The 18,241-nt window shown below is 26.0% G+C and carries 21 protein-coding genes, 2 tRNA genes and 1 rRNA gene; 21 read left to right on the forward strand and 3 right to left on the reverse strand.

The features are described from left to right. Positions 1 to 70: 70 nt before the first annotated feature. The 6 genes from rrf (at position 71) to CKV72_RS00340 (ending at position 2,813) form a co-directional block, all read left to right on the forward strand. Positions 71 to 187 (forward strand): 5S ribosomal RNA (gene rrf, locus CKV72_RS00315). A gap of 10 nt (positions 188 to 197) precedes the next feature. Then, positions 198 to 273, forward strand: a tRNA-Phe gene (locus tag CKV72_RS00320). A gap of 83 nt (positions 274 to 356) precedes the next feature. Next, complete coding sequence (locus CKV72_RS00325; protein WP_089867716.1) at positions 357 to 1,097, forward strand: peptidylprolyl isomerase; 741 nt, start codon at positions 357 to 359, stop codon at positions 1,095 to 1,097. 85 nt (positions 1,098 to 1,182) lie between these two features. Continuing rightward, positions 1,183 to 1,926 (forward strand): NAD-dependent protein deacylase, encoded by a 744-nt coding sequence (locus CKV72_RS00330; RefSeq protein WP_089867719.1) that lies wholly within the window; start codon positions 1,183 to 1,185, stop codon positions 1,924 to 1,926. 76 nt (positions 1,927 to 2,002) lie between these two features. Continuing rightward, a tRNA-Cys gene (locus CKV72_RS00335) sits at positions 2,003 to 2,077 on the forward strand. Positions 2,078 to 2,315: 238 nt separating this feature from the next. Next, complete coding sequence (locus CKV72_RS00340) at positions 2,316 to 2,813, forward strand: hypothetical protein (RefSeq protein ID WP_089867723.1); 498 nt, start codon at positions 2,316 to 2,318, stop codon at positions 2,811 to 2,813. 45 nt (positions 2,814 to 2,858) lie between these two features. Here the strand turns inward: CKV72_RS00340 and CKV72_RS00345 are convergent, their stop codons facing one another. Further along, the gene (locus tag CKV72_RS00345) at positions 2,859 to 4,013 is read right to left on the reverse strand and encodes a zinc-binding metallopeptidase family protein (RefSeq protein WP_089867726.1); all 1,155 of its coding nucleotides are present in this window, start codon (positions 4,011 to 4,013) and stop codon (positions 2,859 to 2,861) included. A gap of 155 nt (positions 4,014 to 4,168) precedes the next feature. Between CKV72_RS00345 and CKV72_RS00350 the strand changes: the two genes are divergently transcribed. The 11 genes from CKV72_RS00350 to CKV72_RS00400 all read left to right on the forward strand — a co-directional run bounded on the left by CKV72_RS00350 (position 4,169) and on the right by CKV72_RS00400 (position 12,190). Beyond that, positions 4,169 to 4,381, forward strand: coding sequence for a sigma factor G inhibitor Gin (locus CKV72_RS00350; protein WP_089867729.1), 213 nt, complete (start codon positions 4,169 to 4,171; stop codon positions 4,379 to 4,381). Continuing rightward, positions 4,360 to 5,775 (forward strand): aminotransferase class I/II-fold pyridoxal phosphate-dependent enzyme, encoded by a 1,416-nt coding sequence (locus tag CKV72_RS00355; protein ID WP_089867732.1) that lies wholly within the window; start codon positions 4,360 to 4,362, stop codon positions 5,773 to 5,775. Before CKV72_RS00350 ends, CKV72_RS00355 begins: the two co-directional genes overlap by 22 nt. A gap of 25 nt (positions 5,776 to 5,800) precedes the next feature. Continuing rightward, complete coding sequence (locus CKV72_RS00360) at positions 5,801 to 6,496, forward strand: dTMP kinase (RefSeq protein WP_089867735.1); 696 nt, start codon at positions 5,801 to 5,803, stop codon at positions 6,494 to 6,496. Positions 6,497 to 6,555: 59 nt separating this feature from the next. Continuing rightward, entirely contained in the window at positions 6,556 to 6,885 is a 330-nt protein-coding gene (locus CKV72_RS00365) for a cyclic-di-AMP receptor (protein ID WP_089867739.1), read from the forward strand. Beyond that, positions 6,886 to 7,854 (forward strand): DNA polymerase III subunit delta', encoded by a 969-nt coding sequence (locus CKV72_RS00370; protein ID WP_089867741.1) that lies wholly within the window; start codon positions 6,886 to 6,888, stop codon positions 7,852 to 7,854. 5 nt (positions 7,855 to 7,859) lie between these two features. Beyond that, positions 7,860 to 8,768: a PSP1 domain-containing protein gene (locus CKV72_RS00375; RefSeq protein WP_089867743.1), complete on the forward strand. Its 909-nt coding sequence runs from the start codon at positions 7,860 to 7,862 to the stop codon at positions 8,766 to 8,768. 10 nt (positions 8,769 to 8,778) lie between these two features. Next, positions 8,779 to 8,982: a heavy-metal-associated domain-containing protein gene (locus CKV72_RS00380; protein ID WP_089867746.1), complete on the forward strand. Its 204-nt coding sequence runs from the start codon at positions 8,779 to 8,781 to the stop codon at positions 8,980 to 8,982. A 90-nt stretch (positions 8,983 to 9,072) separates the two neighbouring features. Beyond that, a complete protein-coding gene (locus CKV72_RS00385) occupies positions 9,073 to 9,243 on the forward strand; it encodes a DUF362 domain-containing protein (RefSeq protein WP_089867748.1) in 171 nt (56 codons plus the stop codon). A 111-nt stretch (positions 9,244 to 9,354) separates the two neighbouring features. Next, a complete protein-coding gene (locus CKV72_RS00390; protein WP_089867751.1) occupies positions 9,355 to 10,110 on the forward strand; it encodes a tRNA1(Val) (adenine(37)-N6)-methyltransferase in 756 nt (251 codons plus the stop codon). A 1-nt stretch (position 10,111) separates the two neighbouring features. Further along, complete coding sequence (gene rsmI, locus CKV72_RS00395) at positions 10,112 to 10,960, forward strand: 16S rRNA (cytidine(1402)-2'-O)-methyltransferase (RefSeq protein ID WP_089867755.1); 849 nt, start codon at positions 10,112 to 10,114, stop codon at positions 10,958 to 10,960. Between the two features lie 135 nt (positions 10,961 to 11,095). Continuing rightward, complete coding sequence (locus tag CKV72_RS00400) at positions 11,096 to 12,190, forward strand: C40 family peptidase (protein WP_089867758.1); 1,095 nt, start codon at positions 11,096 to 11,098, stop codon at positions 12,188 to 12,190. A 186-nt stretch (positions 12,191 to 12,376) separates the two neighbouring features. Here the strand turns inward: CKV72_RS00400 and CKV72_RS00405 are convergent, their stop codons facing one another. Further along, entirely contained in the window at positions 12,377 to 12,619 is a 243-nt protein-coding gene (locus tag CKV72_RS00405) for an AbrB/MazE/SpoVT family DNA-binding domain-containing protein (protein WP_089867761.1), read from the reverse strand. A 233-nt stretch (positions 12,620 to 12,852) separates the two neighbouring features. On the opposite strand from CKV72_RS00405, the gene fsa reads away from it, so the two are divergent. Next, entirely contained in the window at positions 12,853 to 13,497 is a 645-nt protein-coding gene (gene fsa, locus CKV72_RS00410) for a fructose-6-phosphate aldolase (RefSeq protein ID WP_089867762.1), read from the forward strand. Positions 13,498 to 13,825: 328 nt separating this feature from the next. Here the strand turns inward: fsa and CKV72_RS00415 are convergent, their stop codons facing one another. Continuing rightward, on the reverse strand, positions 13,826 to 14,716 hold the full coding sequence (locus tag CKV72_RS00415) for a polysaccharide deacetylase family protein (RefSeq protein ID WP_414437411.1): 891 nt from the start codon (positions 14,714 to 14,716) through the stop codon (positions 13,826 to 13,828). Positions 14,717 to 15,107: 391 nt separating this feature from the next. Between CKV72_RS00415 and CKV72_RS00420 the strand changes: the two genes are divergently transcribed. The 3 genes from CKV72_RS00420 to CKV72_RS00425 all read left to right on the forward strand — a co-directional run bounded on the left by CKV72_RS00420 (position 15,108) and on the right by CKV72_RS00425 (position 18,239). Next, positions 15,108 to 16,061 carry an ROK family protein gene (locus CKV72_RS00420; protein ID WP_095177172.1) on the forward strand — a complete coding sequence of 318 codons (954 nt, stop codon included), beginning with the start codon at positions 15,108 to 15,110 and terminating at the stop codon, positions 16,059 to 16,061. 90 nt (positions 16,062 to 16,151) lie between these two features. After that, complete coding sequence (locus CKV72_RS12180) at positions 16,152 to 16,313, forward strand: hypothetical protein (protein WP_169712329.1); 162 nt, start codon at positions 16,152 to 16,154, stop codon at positions 16,311 to 16,313. Positions 16,314 to 16,412: 99 nt separating this feature from the next. After that, entirely contained in the window at positions 16,413 to 18,239 is a 1,827-nt protein-coding gene (locus CKV72_RS00425) for a MutS family DNA mismatch repair protein (RefSeq protein WP_173797179.1), read from the forward strand. The last annotated feature ends 2 nt before the right edge of the window (positions 18,240 to 18,241 follow it).

An 18,241-nucleotide genomic window follows, 5' to 3' on the forward strand; every position in this document is an offset into this window, starting at 1 on the left:
AATGAAACTCCTAAACTTTAGTTCAGGAGTACTGATTTAAAACGAAATCAAAGATTTCTGTAAATCAGCATCTGGTGATTATAGCTAGAAGGTAACACCCGTTCCCATGCCGAACACGATGGTTAAGCTTCTAAGCGCCAATGGTACTGCAAGGGCAACCTTGTGGGAGAGTAGGACATTGCCAGGTAATAACATATGGCTCGATAGCTCAGTCGGTAGAGCAGAGGACTGAAAATCCTCGTGTCCCTGGTTCGATTCCTGGTCGAGCCACCACTTAGACCTTATCAATTATGCGATAAGGTCTATTTTTATATAATTAAATAAATTTCAATTAAAATGAAAGGAAGATTGATAATATGAGCAAAGTTTTAGCCGTATTTAATGGAAAAGAAATTACAGATGGAGACTTAGATAACACTATAGCTCAATTTCCACCGGAAAGACAACATTTTTTTAAGACAGAGGAAGGAAGAAAAAACTTATTAAATGAAATAATTTCATTTGAATTAATACATGATTATGCTAAAGATAATAAATTTGATTTAGATAGCATATATTTAGAAAAAATAGAAGCTATTAAGAAAGAAACACTTATACAATGGACTATTTCTAAAGTATTATCACAAGCAAAAGTTACGGAAGATGAGATAAAAGAGTTTTATAATAATAAGAAGAATATGTTTATAGAAGAAGAAAGAGTTTCAGCAAAACATATATTAGTAGATAGTAAAAAAGAAGCAGAGGATATAATTAATAAAATAAATGATGGATTAAGTTTTGAAGAAGCTGCTAAAAAATATTCTAATTGTCCTTCAAAAGGTGCAGGAGGAGATCTTGGAACTTTTGGTAGAGGAAGAATGGTTAAGGAATTTGAAGAAGCTGTTTTTGAAATGGAAGAAGGAAGTATAAGTAATCCTGTAAAAACACAATTTGGATATCATATAATAAAATTAGAAAAGAGATATGATAAAAATATTAAAAAATATGATGAAGTAAAAAGCTTAATAGAAAAACAATTGCATGAAGAAAAAGAAAGAGATTTATATAAAAAATTTACTGAAGACTTAAAGAATAAATATACAGTAGAATTAAAATAAGAGTGTGAAAAATCCTTATAATTTGATAAATGTTATATTTAGAGTATATAATAGTTATAGAGATTATAAGGAGGAATAAGTAACCATGGATAATACAGAAAAACTTAAAGATTTAATAAAAAGTAGTTCAAATATTGTGTTTTTTGGAGGTGCTGGAGTTTCTACAGAAAGTAATATTCCAGATTTTAGATCAGAACAGGGATTATATAAAACAAAGAATAGTTTTTCATATCCACCAGAGGTTATGCTAAGTCATAGTTTCTTCATAAAACATACAGAAGATTTCTTTAACTTCTATAGAGAAAAAATGATATACAAAAATGCTAAACCTAATTCAGCTCATTACGCTCTTGCTAAACTAGAGCAAGTTGGAAAACTTAAAGCTGTTATAACTCAAAATATAGATGGATTACATCAATTAGCTGGTTCTAAAAATGTTATAGAGTTACATGGTGGAATAGGGAAAAATTATTGTATGAATTGTAATAAAGCTTTTGATTTGAACTATATATTAAATTCTAAAGAAGTTATTCCTAAATGTGATATATGTGGAGGAATTGTAAAACCTGATGTAGTTTTATATGAAGAACCTTTAAATATGGATAATATAAATAATGCTATTAGATATGTAGAAGAATCAGATGTTTTGATAATAGGTGGAACATCTTTAATCGTATATCCAGCAGCTAATTTAATTCATTATTATAAAGGAAATAAATTAGTATTAATTAATAAATCATCTACTCCATATGACACAAAAGCTCAAATAGTTATACATGATAAAATAGGAGCTGTATTAGGAAACATTGTTAAAGAACTTGAATATTAAACTAATTTAAATATGATGTTGACAAAATACAAATTAAATGTTATTATATATTAGTGTCAAGAGACAATAGTGTTTTGGCGCTATAGCCAAGTGGTAAGGCAGAGGTCTGCAAAACCTTTATTCCCCAGTTCAAATCTGGGTAGCGCCTCCAAAAAAAACTTAGTTAAGTTACTTAACTAAGTTTTTTTATTATATATAAATTTAATTAATATATAAGATAAAGTTATAAAATGAGAGAGAAAGTGAAATAAATATAGATAATCGGTAAGGAGTGCTATTATAACGCTAAAATGAAGTATAACAGATGTGGAATAAAGTGAAGAACATTAGTATAATCTCAATGTTAGATTAAGTATAAAGACTAATAATTCACTAGGAGGATATTTGTAATGGGGAATATGTACAAGGAAACTGTTACCAGAAAAAAGGCTATATCATTTATAAAAGTATTTATCATATTAATATCAGTATTATTCCTTTTAAGCATAATAGAAATAATTTATGAGAATAACATGAAATTAATTACAATAATAGTCAATATATTATTTATAATTTTTTTATTTACAGAGTTATTTAAATGTAAAGTAAAATATACCTATTCTATAATAGCAGATCAATTTATAATCCATAAAATAAGTGGGTTAAGAGATAAAGTTGTTGAAAATATAAAGATTAAAGATATTGAATATATAGGTAAGGACGACTTAGTAAGATTTAAAGGCAAGCTAATAACAAATAAAAAATATATGTGCCATACTTATAAATTAAGGCCCTACTGTTGTATATATAGAGAAAATAATAAATATAAGAAGTTTTATTTTCAACCTAGTATGGATTTAATTGAAAAAATAGAATTTAATAAAAATAGACAGCCAGCTGCTTCATAAAAAATAAACCTCTTAGATAATATATGTATCTAAGAGGTTTATTTTTTATTGAGGATCAAATGAACTATTCATTTCAATAATAAGGTTTTGCTTTTCTATTAAATCCAAACCTGTCAATGCGAGAGCATGACAGGTTTTTAAAACTACATCATGGGCAAAATTAGATATAGTGGCTTTTGCAAATTCATTAGATAAATAATTTATGGAATTATCTTTTGTAATAGATACATAAGGATGAATACAAGGTTTAATTTTACTTATACTACCTATACTTAAAGAGGAGAAATTTTTATTAGCAGGAGATATATGTATAATACCTGCTTCTTTAAGGTTATGAGAGAATATCCTAGATAAAGTAGTATTAGTTATTAGTTCATCGTAAGGCATTTCAAAGATAAAGCTCTCAGCATGCATATCCATAAAGTTAGATACAAATTTACATACATTTCTTATTTTATCTTCTATAGGAATAATATCATTCATTTTAGATCCCCTAATATAAAGTTCTATGTCACTACTAGAAGGGAAATATAATGGTGAATCAATATGATTAATGAGAGAACTATTTATATAAGTATCTTTATCTATTTTTTTATTAAGTAAATTTAATATATTTAAAGTTAATATACATGCATCTAAGGCTGAGAAATCCTCTAATTTCTTATATGCAATATTAGGTGTACTTTTATAAGATATTTTCAAAGGAATGGTAGCCATAGAGGTTCCGCTTTCCATAGTAATGATATGAGGATGTGCCATTAAAACGGCATCTATATTTTTAAAAACTCCTTGTTTAACCATGGTTACTTTAGAGCTTCCTTTAAATTCACCAGGACATCCTATAATTACTACAGAACCTTTTTTAAGCTTAGATATTGCTTTACTTAGTGATAATCCAGCTCCAATAGACATAGAAGATATTAGATTATGACCAGTTAAATGACCATATCCTTCAAAAGCATCGTATTCACATATAAAGCATATTTTAGGGAAACCATATCCGTATTCTGCAAAAAATGAAGTTGGTATATTAATAAAATTATCTTTGACTTTAAAATTATTTTTTCTTAATATATTAGTTAAATAACTACAAGCTTTATATTCATTAAAAGATGATTCAGGATTTTCATATATATATTTTGATATGTTATATAAATCACGTTCTATAGTACTTAAGTATGATTTTATATATTGTTTCATACCATCACTCCTAATAATGATATTTGTATTATTATATAGATAGTATGGCCATAATTATTTAAATATATTATGTGGGCAATTTAATGAAAGAAATGAATAAAATATATATAAAGAGGCAAAACTTTAGATATTATAAATTTTGAGGAGGACGGTAAATGAGGAAAATATCTTGCATTATGTGTAGAAAGCCTCTAAACAATGGTATAATGATAAAAGGTATAAAAATTTGTAAAAATTGTGAAGAGAAAATTATAAAAGAAGATGGGATGACGGATTTTTATAGCTATTATGTAAACTGCATAAAAAAATATATAATATACCAGATGATAAAAGGAGAGGGTACTAGGTGTCAAAATTACCACTTGTAGAAGGGGTATTAAATTATATAAAAAAGAAAAATATTTATTTTTCTATGCCTGGTCACAAGCAAGGAGAAGGTTTTTTATCAACAGATATAGGTAAGCAAATAAAAAAAGAATTTTTAAAATTAGATATCACCGAAGTAGATGGTGTGGATAATCTTCATAATCCTAAGGGTATAATAAAAGAATCTCAAATAAAATTAAGTGAACTTTATGGAAGTAAGAAATCTTATTTTTTAGTTAATGGAAGCAGTAGTGGAAATATGATTATGATATTTTCTTCTTTTGAAGAAGGAGATAAAGTAATAGTTGATAGAGGATGCCATAAATCAATATTTAATACAATAATAATAAGAAAACTAAAGGCCATATATGTAAAAAATAGTATTAATAAAGAATTTAATCTTCCACTTTCTGTTGATAGTGACGATATTATAAAAACAATTCAAGAAAATAATGATGCTAAAGGAGTAATTGTAACTTACCCTAATTATTATGGGGTTTGTTGTGATTTAGAAAAAATTATTATAGAAGCTAAAAAGTATAATATGAAAGTTTTAGTTGATTGTGCCCATGGAGCACATTTTGGAATAAATAAAAATTTACCTAAAAGTCCCGTTAAACTAGGAGCAGATATGGTGGTTATGAGCAGTCATAAAACACTTCCAAGTTTAACTCAAACAGCATTTTTACATGTTAATAATGAGGAGACTATAGATAGAGTAGATTTTTATTTTGATAGTTTTACGAGTACAAGTCCTTCATATTTATTCCTAATTTCAATGGATTATTCTAGATATTATTTACAGGAATATGGTAAAAGAGCTTATGAAGACTTAATAAATTTATTAGATAAATATAAACAAAAGATAAATTCTCTAAATCACTTACATATAATAGATCAGGTAGATATTAAATCAGAACATATTTTAGATAAAACTAGGTATATTTTACATGTAGAAGAAGGATATAGCGCTAGCTTATTAATGGACTATCTTTTACAAAATAAAATACAATGCGAAATGAATGATACTTATAATATAGTTATAATAGTATCTCCTTTTCATATGGAAAAGGAGATTGAATATTTATATCAAGTTTTACTAAAGTGTGATTTATCTAAATCTAAAATTAAGAATGTGAATATATTGAGTTATAATTTACCTAAAAAAAGGTTAGAGCCTTTTCAGATTTTGAACAAGAAGAAAAATCTAATAAATATAGAAGAATCTATAGGAAGTATATGTGCAGAAAATATAACACCATATCCACCAGGTATTCCAATTATTATGATGGGAGAGATAATGGATAAGGAAACTCTAGAGATATTAAAATATTATAAGAACAATGGCATAGAGATTATTGGATTATATGAAAATCAAATTAAGGTGACTAAATAAATTTGTTGAAGAAGGGTAAGAAGTTATGGATAATAAGAAAGGAAAGTTAATAGTTTTAGAAGCACCAGATGGAAGTGGTAAAGCTACGCAAACTAGAAAACTTTATAATAGATTAATAGAAGATGGATATAATGTATTAAAAGTAGAATATCCTGATTATAATAGTAAGTCTTCAGCGTTAATTAAAATGTATTTAAATGGAGAGTTTGGAGACAAGCCAAATGATGTTAATGCTTATGCTGCATCTACATTTTTTGCTGTGGATAGATTTGCATCATATAAGAAAAATTGGAGCAAATTTTATGAAGAAGGAGGTATAGTATTAGCAGATAGATATACAACGTCTAATATGGTTCATCAAGCTTCAAAGATAAAAAATATAGCAGAAAAAGAAAAGTTTTTAGACTGGTTATGGGATTTAGAATTTAATCTTATGGGCTTACCAGTACCAGATGCAACAATATTTCTAGACTTGCCTCCTAAGTATAGTAAAAATCTTATTAAAAATAGGAAAAATAAATTTACTGGTAAAGAAGAAAAGGATATACATGAAAGAGATGAGGACTATTTAAATATATCTTATAAAAATGCAGTGGATATTGCAGAAAAATATAATTGGATAAAAATAAATTGCATTAAATTAGGTAAGATAAAAGATATAAATGAAATCCATGAGGAAATATACAAGGTTTTAAAAGAAAAAACATTAAAAATATACTAGTTAATCTTAATATGATAAAATATAATTAAAACCTTTAAAATTTTAAAGGAGGGAAAAAAATGAAACTTATTATTGCGGTAGTACAGGATGATGATGCATCAGATTTAGTGGATTTATTAACAGAAAATGATTTTAGAGTTACTAAACTAGCTACTACAGGGGGATTTTTAAAAGCGGGTAATACCACTTTAATGATTGGTGTTGAAGAAGATAGGCTAAAAAGTGCAATAAATTTTATTGAAGAAATTTGTAAAATTAGAAAGCAAGTAGTTACAACACCATCGCCTGTAGCAGGAGCTACTGGAGTATATGTACCATATCCTATGGAAGTAGAAGTTGGGGGAGCTACAATATTTGTAGTAGATGTTGATAATTTCATAAGAATATAGATGGAGGAATATATATTGAGTTTTTCAGATATTATAGGCCACGAAGATGTAAAAAGTCATATAAATAACTCAATAAATAATGGACGTTTTGCCCATGCTTATATAATTTCTGGTGAAGATGGATTAGGAAAAAGTATATTGGTAAAAGAGATAGCATTAAAATTATTAAATAAAAAAGTTAATAGAATGTATGCAGATATTATAGAGTTTAAGATAAAGAAAGAAAGTCGTTCAATAAAAGTAGATGACATAAGAGAAATAAATAAAGAAGTAAATAAAAAACCTTATGAGGAAGATAAAAAGGTTATTATAATATATAATTCAGATCTTATGACTAAAGAAGCACAAAATGCTTTTTTAAAAACTATTGAAGAACCTCCTGAAAATGTATTTATACTAATGCTTTGCGAAAGCTTGGACAGTATTCTTGAAACAATAAAATCAAGATGTCAAATATATAAATTAAATCACTTAAGTCAAGAAGATATGAAAAAATATATAAATAAAAAATATCCTAATATAGATGCAGAGTTAAAAGAAACACTTTTAAAAATCAGTGATGGGATACCAGGAAAAGTAGAAAAGTTTGTAGAAGATGAAAATTTTAAAGATATAAGAGATATGTCTATAAATATATTAAAGAAAATGCTATTGTCTGAAAAAAATGATATTGAAAGTACATTAAAGTATGTAGAATTTTTTACAAAACATATATACTTATCAGAAGAAGTATTAACTTGTTTTTTATCCTATATAAGGGATATATTAATGTGTAAAGAAACGTTAAATAAAAAACTAGTATTAAACATAGATAAATTAGAGGATTTAGAAATAATTTCAGAGTCATTATCTTTTAAACAATTATATAATATTATAAACATAATAGAGGATACTAAAGATAAATTAAGTAGTAATGTAAATACGGCACTAGTTTTTAATTCTATGTTGTTAAAAATGCAGGAGGTATAAAATAGATGATAAAAGTTGTAGGAGTAAGGTTTAAAAAGGCTGGAAAAATATATTATTTTGATCCAGGTGATTTAGAAATAGAAAAGGGACAAAATGTAATAGTAGAAACTATAAGAGGTATTGAATTTGGTCAATGTGTTACAGGAGAAAAGAAAATAGAAGAAAAAGAAATAGTATCACCTTTAAAAAATGTAATTAGAAAGGCAACTAAAGAAGATGAAGAAAAACATTCAGAAAATAAAAATAAAGAAAAAGAAGCTTTTAATATATGTTTAGATAAAATAAAAGAACATAAGTTAGAAATGAAATTAATAGATGTAGAATATACATTTGATAATAATAAGGTAATATTTTATTTTACAGCAGATGGAAGAGTGGACTTTAGAGAATTAGTAAAGGATTTAGCATCTATATTTAAGACTAGAATAGAATTAAGACAAATAGGTGTAAGAGATGAAGCTAAGATGATAGGAGGATTAGGTCCTTGTGGTAGAACTATGTGTTGTTCTACATATTTAGGAGACTTTGTACCGGTATCCATTAAAATGGCAAAAGAGCAAAACTTATCACTAAATCCAACAAAAATTTCAGGTATATGTGGAAGACTTATGTGTTGCTTGAATTTTGAACAAGAAACTTATGAAGGAATAAGAAAAAAACTACCTAAAATTGGTTCCATAATAAATTCAGATTATGGAGAAGGGGAAGTAGTAGAAAATAGCGTAGTAAAAGAGATGGTTAAAGTTAAAATAAAATTACCTTCTGGAGATGAAGTTATAGAAGAGGTATCTATACACGATATAACACTTATATCGGGAGGATATGAAGATTCATTAACAGAAGAGGATATAGAATTAGAAGTTAATGATGAAGAAGACAAAGATATAATTAAAGAATTATTTAAAGATAATTAGGAGGATGCCAATGAGATCAGTTATAAAAGTTTTTGAATTAAAAAACACATCAGATGTTGCTAAAATTAAAAAAGCCATTTCTAATAAAACTGGTATATTGGCTATTCAAATAAATATAAAAAAAATGGAAGTAGATGTAGTTTATGATGATTATTTTTTAAAAATAGAAGATATAATAAATTGCATTGAAGATTTAGGATATAGTATTTTGTAAAAATTACTGTAAACATCTTTAAAAATTTTAATAAACATGGTAGAATATAAGTCGGATACTTGTCCAATTATATAAGGAGGTGTACAAATAATGGCATACGTAATTAATGACACTTGCATAAGCTGTGGAGCATGTGCATCAGAATGTCCTGTAAATGCTATAAGCCAAGGAGACAGCATATATGTAATAGATGCTGACACTTGCATAGATTGTGGAAACTGTGCTAATGTTTGTCCAGTAGGAGCGCCAGTTGCAGAATAATAAAAAAAAGACCACTTAAGTGGTCTTTTTTTATTTTAAATTTGACTTTATATATAAACTAGTTAATAATAATTAATAAAGATTTAACAAGTGTTTAGGAAGGAAAGCCAAATGGAGAAAAAATTATTAATAAGAGAAGATGAAACATTAGATGATCTACAATTAAATAATATATTTGTAATACAAAAAAAATCAGGATTTAGATTTGGAATGGATGCAGTATTATTAGCTAATTTTGCAACTATAAAAAAAAATGATAATATATTAGATTTATGCAGCGGTACTGGTATAATACCATTTATAATAGCAGGAAAAAGAAAATTTAATAAGATTGTAGGAATAGAAATACAAGAACAAATGGTGGATATGGCTAAAAGAACGTCTATATATAATAAATTAGATGAAAAGATTAAATTTATTGTAGGTGATTTAAAAGATATTGATTTACTAAAAAAATTAGGTAAGTTTGATGTAATTACAGTTAATCCACCATATAAATTGAAAAATTCAGGAATTATAAATGAAAATAGTAAAGAATCAATAGCTAGACATGAGATATTATGTGATATAGATGATGTCATAAAAGCAGCTAATATTCTTTTAAAAGATAGAGGAAGATTTTTTATGGTGCATAGACCGGAAAGAATTGTAGACATATTAACTACAATGAGAAAATATAAAATAGAACCTAAACTTATAAAATTGATACAGCCTAATGAAGAAAAATCACCAAATCTTTTGTTAATAGAAGGACATAAAAATGGAGGACAATTTTTAAAGTGGGAAAAAACTCTTTATGTATATGATAAATTAGGGAATTATACAAAAGAATTAGTTAATATTTATAGTGAAAATGGAGGAGAGTAAAATGGTTAAGGGACAACTTTATATAGTGCCTACTCCAATTGGAAATTTAAAAGATATAACTTTAAGAGCTTTAGATGTTCTTAAAAGTGTAGATATTATAGCTGCAGAAGATACAAGACAAACTATAAAGTTATTAAATCATTATAATATTAAAAAGAAGTTAATAAGTTACCATCAACATAACGAACAGGGAAAAAGTGAAGATATTGTAGAACTATTAAAACAAGGTAACAATATAGCTTTGGTCAGTGATGCAGGAACACCAGCTATTTCAGATCCAGGAAGTGTTGTAGTAAAAAGGTGTATAGATGCAAATATAAAATATGAAGTATTACCAGGAGCAACAGCACTTATACCAGCTCTTATATATTCAGGCTTAGATACTACCAAATTTTTATTTAGAGGTTTTTTACCAAAAGATAATAAGCTTAAAAAAGAAGTTATAGAAGAAATAAAAGATTGTCAAGAAACAATAATAATCTATGAAGCTCCTCATAGATTATTAAATACTTTAAAATTTTTGAAGGAAAATCTTAATAATCGTAGAATATCTATAATCAGAGAGATATCAAAACTTCATGAGGAAGTTCATAGATTTACGTTAGAGGAAGCTATAGATTATTATAATTATAATCCTACTAAAGGGGAATATGTAATTGTAATAGAAGGAAAAAGTAAAGAAGAATTAGAAAAAGAAGAATTAGATCAGTGGAAAGAATTAAGTATCAGTGAACATATTTTATTTTATATTGAAGGTGGAATGAGCAAAAAAGAAGCTATAAAAAAGGTTGCTCAAGATAGAAAAATGCCTAAATCAGAAATATATAAATATTCTATAGATATAAATTAAAAAAATGTTTACAAAAATATAATACTTAAAAACAGTAGATACAAAATTTTAACATTGAGAATGTAAAATATATGTTTTATAATGTTAAGGTAACCTTTCTAAAGAAGCAGTTTTAAATTTTCAGGGGGTGTTCATGTGAACAAGAAAGTAGTGTCTGCATTAGTGGCATTAGGATTAATAGTATCTAGCAATATTACAGTATTTGCAGAACCACTATCAGGAAGTACAGCAAATTATCAGCAGAGAATAAATGAGAGCAGAAATTCATTACAAGATGTAAAAAGTAAGAGACAAAAGTTAGAGACAGATATAGAAAAAATGGATAATCAAATTGAAGAAATTATGCATAAAATTTCTCAAACAAAAGACAAAATTTCCAGTACTAAAAAAGAAATAAAAAAAGCAGAAAAAGATATTGCAAAAGCAGAAGAAGACATTAAGGAAGAACAAGAACTTTTTAATAAAAGAGTTAGAGCAATGTATATGAATGGTGTTGGAAGCTATTTAGACGTAATTGTAGAATCAGAAGGACTAAGTGATTTAATTTCAAAAGTAGATTCCATTAAAAGAATAATGGATATGGATAAGAAAATAATTTCAGATTTAAATAATAAAAGACAAGCACTTGAAGATAAAAAACAAAAATTGGATACTGACAATAAAAAATTATTAGCATTACAATCAGAAAATGAAAGCAAATTATCTGATATAAATAAAAAGAAAAGAGAGCAAGATACTCTATTAGCTCAACTTAAAAGCCAAGAAAGAATGTATGCATCAAGAATAAGTGAAAATCAAGCTCAAATCGATGCAGCAATGAGACAAGTTAACAAAATAAGGGATAATGTACCTAAATATGTTCCATCTAGAGGAGCATCATCATTATCATCGGATACAGTTGTTGCCTATGCATCAAATTTTTTAGGAACACCATATCAATGGGGGGGAAATGGGCCAAACACTTTTGATTGTTCAGGTTTTGTAAAATATGTTTATGGTCATTTTGGTGTATCTTTGCCAAGAGTAGCATCAGATCAACAAGGAGCAGGTTCACCAGTATCTAGAGATAATTTACAACCTGGAGATTTAGTATTCTTTGGATCACCTGCACATCATGTTGGTATATATGTAGGAAACAATGCGTATATGCATGCACCTAGAACAGGAGATGTTGTTAAAATATCACCATTAACTAGAAGTGACTATAGTGGAGCTAGAAGAGTACGATAAGTAGTCATGTAGTATTGTATACATAATAAGTTAGTTCGGGATTCATTTCTATGAGTAATTTTTTAAGTTAATAATCCTATCCTAATTTAAAAAATTACATAGTAATAGTGTATGTATACCTGCCTAATCTATATCACTATTAATATAAAAATACAGCATAAGATATTCTTATGCTGTATTTTTTACTTATTTAGATTTTAATTCCTCTAAACAACTTTTACATATATTTTTGCCTTTATAATAATTTACATTTCTTGCATCACCACAGAAAATGCAAGCAGGTTCATATTTTTTTAATATAATATGTTCACCATCTATAAAAATTTCTAGAGGATCCTTTTCTGCAATGTTTAAAGTCCTTCTTAGTTCTATTGGAATTACAATTCTTCCCAGTTCATCTACTTTTCGTACTACACCTGTTGATTTCAAAATTAATCCCTCCTTATTTTAATAATAAAAGTAAACGTAATTTAATAATTTAAGGATATAATTTATGTCAAAAAAATTACAATAATTCAATAATATTATAGATTACATTTATAATTACTATACTACCATTATATTGAAAAGTCAATATAATTTAGGATTAATTAACAAAATATTATTATGAAAAAGTATATGATATAATAAATATATTAGATTTATTGAAAGGAGAAGTGTATATGAAATTTTTTATAGACACAGCAAATGTAGAGGAAATAAAAAGAGTAGCAAAATGGGGAGTTTTAGATGGGGTTACAACTAATCCTACATTAATAGCAAGAGAAGGTAGAGATCTTAAAGAAGTTATTGAAGAAATATGTTCAATTGTAGATGGACCTATAAGTGCAGAGGTTATTAGTTTAGAATCAGAAAAAATGATAGAAGAAGCTAAGGAACTTACTAAAATACACAAAAATATAGTAATAAAAATACCTATGTGTGAAGAAGGATTAAAAGCAGTTAGTAAATTAACTGAATTAGGTATACAAACCAATGTTACACTAATTTTTTCAGCACAACAAGCATTATTAGCAGCAAAAGCTGGAGCCACATATGTTAGTCCTTTTTTAGGAAGAATAGATGATATAGGAAGTTTAGGAATTCAATTAATAGAAGATATAGTTACTATATTTGATAATTTTGCTATAGAATCTGAAATTATATGTGCTAGTATAAGAACACCAATTCATGTATTAGAATGTGCTAAAGCAGGTGGAGATATTGCAACAGTACCATATAAAGTATTTCTTCAAATGTTAAAACATCCTTTAACAGATAGAGGTATAGATCAGTTTTTAGAAGACTATAAAAGTATGAATAGATAATAATTTTAAAAATAAACATAAAATTGAAAGAAAAATTATATATTTTGTCTTAATAATCCACAAAGTTATAAAAGACTTATCAACATGATAAATGTTGATAATGTTAGTAAATACTTAAACTTAGAGGTAATTCAAGCTTTATAAAGAAAAACTTGTCCACAGAAACATGAAAATTGTTATTAACTTTGTGGATAACTATACTAAATATGAATAAATAAATTTTAAACTGAAAAAATGCTATTAAAAAATAGTTTAAAGTGAATTTTCAGAAAATGTCGAACACCTAGTATTAAGTACATACTAGGTGTTTTATTTACATTTTTTTCAATTATTTATAATTTGGAGTTGAAATCCTGCGTTTGAATTCATTTAAATCAAATTTAGAACTTATATAAACTCTGTCTAAAGAATAAATACCATTTTCTTTAAATGACCAAGTACCAGTTGTAGAAACTGCCATAGAATAACCAGCATCCTTAACAGCTTTTAATGTATCATTATTCCAATTACCAAAAGGATATGCAATGTATTTAATATCCTTATTTAATAAGGTTTCTAAAAATTTTTTTGATTTAACTAAAGTTTCTAATTGTTCCTTGTAACTTAAAGTTGGAAGATCTTCATGCTTACTTGTATGACTTTGTATATCTATTCCATTATTACTCATTTCTTTAATTTGAGATGAAGTTAGATAATTTTTATTATTATCTATTAGGTCTGTGATCACAAATATAGTAGCTTTAATATTTAATTCTTTTAATATTGGATATGCATTGATGTAATTATCCATATAACCATCATCAAAAGTTATAACTATAGATTTATTTGGTATAGGTTTATTATTATCTAAAAAGTCAAATAATTCATCTAATGTTAAAGTAGTATATCCTTCATTTATTAGAAACTCCATTTGCTTTTTAAAAACTTCTTTTGGAATTCTTAATTCATTATTTTCTTCGTAATCAATAGAATGATACATAAGTACAGGAACACCTTCATTATTATATTTTAAGTTTGCGCCAGAGAAAGTTCTTGGATTTAAAATAGTTTGTTTGTCTTCTGAGGAATTATCCACATTTATATCCACTGTTTCATTATTTTCTTTGTTAGTAATTTGTGAATTACTAATATCAGAGTTTTTATTATTAGAATAACAAGATGTAAAGATTAATAATAAAATAGAAAATATAGGGATAAATAAAACTTTTTTATTCATAATCAGCCTCCTTCTAAAGTTTTTAGCTATATGGGATTATATGTAATAATAAATAGTTATACATATTATCCACAATTTACATGTGTATAAGTTGTGCAATTAATGTTGATTGTCGGAAAAAATATAGAGAAAAATTAGATAATATGAAAATTTAAAAAAAATAAGCTGATATTTGTAAAAAAAAGGATTGACATATTAACATTATCCACACAAATGTTAATAACTTGTGGATAATATTTGTTAAAAAACCTATACATTCATAAGTATATAATTAGTCTATAAAAAAGACAATAAAATATATACTAATTAGCTTATTTAAATATAATTATTGCATTATTGACAAAAAAGTAGTCAATGATAATATTTAATTATAGTATATTTAGGAGGGGATTTGGTGGATAAAAAATATGTAGTCGGAATAGATTTAGGTGGTACAACTATAAGCGGTGGAGTATTAGATTATCAAGGAAATATAATTTTTAGAAATACTATAGATACTAAGTCTGAACTTGGAGAGAAAATTGTTCTAAAAAGAATTATAAAGATTATAGAAAATGTAATAGAAGAATCAAAGGTTTTGAAAGATAGTATAAAAGGTATAGGAATTGGCTCACCGGGACCTTTAGATATAGATAAAGGAGTTATTATAACTAATACTAATTTACCATTTAGGAACTTTAATATAGTTGATCAAATAAAAAATCATTTTAAAATTCCTGTTTATTTAGATAATGATGCAAATGCTGCAGCAGTGGGGGAGTATAAATTTGGAGCAGGTAAAGGTAGTAGAAATATGATTTTTATTACTGTTTCCACAGGAATAGGAGCAGGTGCAATATTAAATGGGAATATATATAGAGGAAGTAGTTCTAATGCTTTAGAAATAGGGCATATGACTTTAAAAAAAGATGGACCAATGTGTAATTGTGGAAACTTTGGATGCGCAGAGGCATTAGCATCTGGTACAGCTATAGCTAAAAAAGCTAGAATAGAGTTAGATAGAGGAAAACATAGTTCATTAAGAAAATTTAATAAAGTATCTACATATAATGTATTTCAAGAAGCTCAAAATGGAGATAAGTTAGCCAAAGAAATTATAGATGAGGCTTTGGAATACTTAGGTATATGTGTTTCTAATGTAATTACAACTTTTGATCCAGATACAATAGTTATAGGTGGAGGAGTATCAAAAGCTGGATCAATAGTATTTGATAAAATAAATCAAGTTGTAAAAAAAAGATGTTTTGAGGCTATGTGGCAAAATACTAAAATAGTAAAAGCTTTATTATTGGAGGATTCAGGTATAATTGGAGCAGCATCACTAGCTATATTAGCAGATAAAAATTGATTTTGGAATTTTCTTAACATTTGGCATATTTTATGATATTATATTAATATAGACAAAACATAAAATATTTTAGATAAAGGGTGTTGCGAAATGAAAAATAACGTTATCTATATTGATTTTACCAAAAAGGTTAAAAAGTCAAAGGAAAGTTTTTTTTCAAGTTTAATTAATAGATTAAAAAGATTACTAAGATTTAATAAATCCATAAGTAATTGTGAGAATGTAATTGTTTACAGAAAGAATATTTCTTAATATAAATTTTTTATGGCACGTATTTGTGCCTTTTTTGTTTTTATATAATATTTTGTATAATAAAAAATATAAAATTTTAAAATAAGTAGGTGAAAGAGTTTGGATTATATAAAGAATAAATATTTAAAAAGAAAAATAAAATATGATAGATTAAGAAGAAAACAAATACAGACCATAAACTTTTTAAGTGCTTTAAGAATGATAATTTTCATTTTAGGTGTTTTATGTGTAAGTATAGTATATTATAAATATAATAATTATTATATGATTATACTTAGTATGATGGTTTTTATTGGAATTTTTATATATTTAGCTATAAAACATCAAAAAGTTATAAATAATAAAGAGATTGTAGATAAAATAGTTTATTTGAATGATAAATCTATAAAAAGATTAGATGGGAAATGGAGAGATTTCCAAGATACTGGAGAAGAGTATATTAAGGAAGATCATAATTATTCAAAAGACTTAGATATATTTGGTAGATCATCTATTTTTCAGTATTTAAATACAACAACTACATATATGGGACGAAATCAGTTAAAATCATCTCTTGAGAATCCCAATTATAATATAAATGAAATATATGAACGACAAGAAGCTATAAAAGAACTATCTAAATATATCGGATGGAGGCAAAGAATTGAATCTGAAGGATTACGTACATTTAGTAATAACAATGTAGATGAATTAATAAAATGGGGAAAGAAAAGAAATGATATTTATAGCAATGCTATAGTTATTTTATTATGTTATTTAGTGCCTTTATTTACTATTACAGTGATAATACTTTATTTCATGAAGTATGTAAATTATCATATACCTATTTTATTTATGATTATGCAGGGAATTATATTAAAAATAAAAAAAGATGAGAGAGACAATACTTTAAAATTAGTATATAAGTATAAAAAAATAATAAGTAGTTATTACAATATGTTAGATCTTATAGGAAAAAAACAATTTAAAAGTAAATATTTAAAAAAATTAAAGTTTAATATTATATCAGAAAAAAGCAATATAGCTTTAGAGGGCATAAATAATTTGATAAAAATAACTACTCTAATTTCCGATAGAAGTAATATGCTTTATTTGTTAATTAATGTAACATTGCTTTGGGATTATCAATGTATGATTTTATTGGAAAGATGGAATAAAAAATATGGTAACGAACTTGAAAAATGGTTATATACCATAGGTAAAGTTGAGGAAATTTCTAGTTTATCAATTATAGCGCATGATAATCCAGAATGGATAATGCCTAAATTTAATGAAAACTATTTAGTTATAAAAGCAAAAAGTATGGGTCACCCTCTTTTAGGAAAAGAAAGGGTTTGTAATGATTTTGAATTAGGTCAAAAAGAAAAAATTTTATTAATTACAGGTTCTAATATGTCTGGTAAAAGTACTCTGTTAAGGACGGTTGGTGTAAATTTAATTTTAGCATACATTGGTTCACCTGTTTGTGCTAAAGAATTCTATTGTACACCTATGAATATATATACATGTATGAGAGTAAGTGATAATTTAGAAAAAAATATTTCTTCATTTTATGGAGAAATTTTAAGAATAAAGAAGTTAATAGAAGGAGTGAAAACAGGTAAACCCATATTCTTTTTATTAGATGAAATATTTAAAGGAACTAACTCACTAGATAGACATACTGGGGCAGAAATACTAATAAATAAACTAAGTGAAGAAAATGTGTTAGGAATTGTATCAACCCATGACTTAGAATTAGGGGATTTAGAAAAAAGTAACAGAAAGGTTGCTAATTTTCACTTCAAGGAATATTATAAAAATAATAAAATATACTTTGATTATAAATTAAGACAAGGAATATCTACTACAAGAAATGCACTCTACCTCATGAAAATGGCTGGCATAGAAGTAGATGAAAACAATATATTAAATTATAGTAATTAGGA

Source organism: Clostridium cochlearium, from assembly GCF_900187165.1.
Lineage (GTDB): Bacteria > Bacillota > Clostridia > Clostridiales > Clostridiaceae > Clostridium_G > Clostridium_G cochlearium.

Coding starts and splice junctions, on each gene's coding strand:
- CKV72_RS12180 (WP_169712329.1), top strand. CDS start 16,152: ATGAAAAATAACGTTATCTATATTGATTTTACCAAAAAGGTTAAAAAG.
- CKV72_RS00365 (WP_089867739.1), top strand. CDS start 6,556: ATGAAACTTATTATTGCGGTAGTACAGGATGATGATGCATCAGATTTA.
- CKV72_RS00345 (WP_089867726.1), bottom strand. CDS start 4,013: ATGAAACAATATATAAAATCATACTTAAGTACTATAGAACGTGATTTA.
- CKV72_RS00390 (WP_089867751.1), top strand. CDS start 9,355: ATGGAGAAAAAATTATTAATAAGAGAAGATGAAACATTAGATGATCTA.
- fsa (WP_089867762.1), top strand. CDS start 12,853: ATGAAATTTTTTATAGACACAGCAAATGTAGAGGAAATAAAAAGAGTA.
- CKV72_RS00330 (WP_089867719.1), top strand. CDS start 1,183: ATGGATAATACAGAAAAACTTAAAGATTTAATAAAAAGTAGTTCAAAT.
- CKV72_RS00360 (WP_089867735.1), top strand. CDS start 5,801: ATGGATAATAAGAAAGGAAAGTTAATAGTTTTAGAAGCACCAGATGGA.
- CKV72_RS00325 (WP_089867716.1), top strand. CDS start 357: ATGAGCAAAGTTTTAGCCGTATTTAATGGAAAAGAAATTACAGATGGA.
- CKV72_RS00340 (WP_089867723.1), top strand. CDS start 2,316: ATGGGGAATATGTACAAGGAAACTGTTACCAGAAAAAAGGCTATATCA.
- rsmI (WP_089867755.1), top strand. CDS start 10,112: ATGGTTAAGGGACAACTTTATATAGTGCCTACTCCAATTGGAAATTTA.
- CKV72_RS00370 (WP_089867741.1), top strand. CDS start 6,886: ATGGAGGAATATATATTGAGTTTTTCAGATATTATAGGCCACGAAGAT.
- CKV72_RS00350 (WP_089867729.1), top strand. CDS start 4,169: ATGAGGAAAATATCTTGCATTATGTGTAGAAAGCCTCTAAACAATGGT.
- CKV72_RS00385 (WP_089867748.1), top strand. CDS start 9,073: ATGGCATACGTAATTAATGACACTTGCATAAGCTGTGGAGCATGTGCA.
- CKV72_RS00380 (WP_089867746.1), top strand. CDS start 8,779: ATGAGATCAGTTATAAAAGTTTTTGAATTAAAAAACACATCAGATGTT.
- CKV72_RS00375 (WP_089867743.1), top strand. CDS start 7,860: ATGATAAAAGTTGTAGGAGTAAGGTTTAAAAAGGCTGGAAAAATATAT.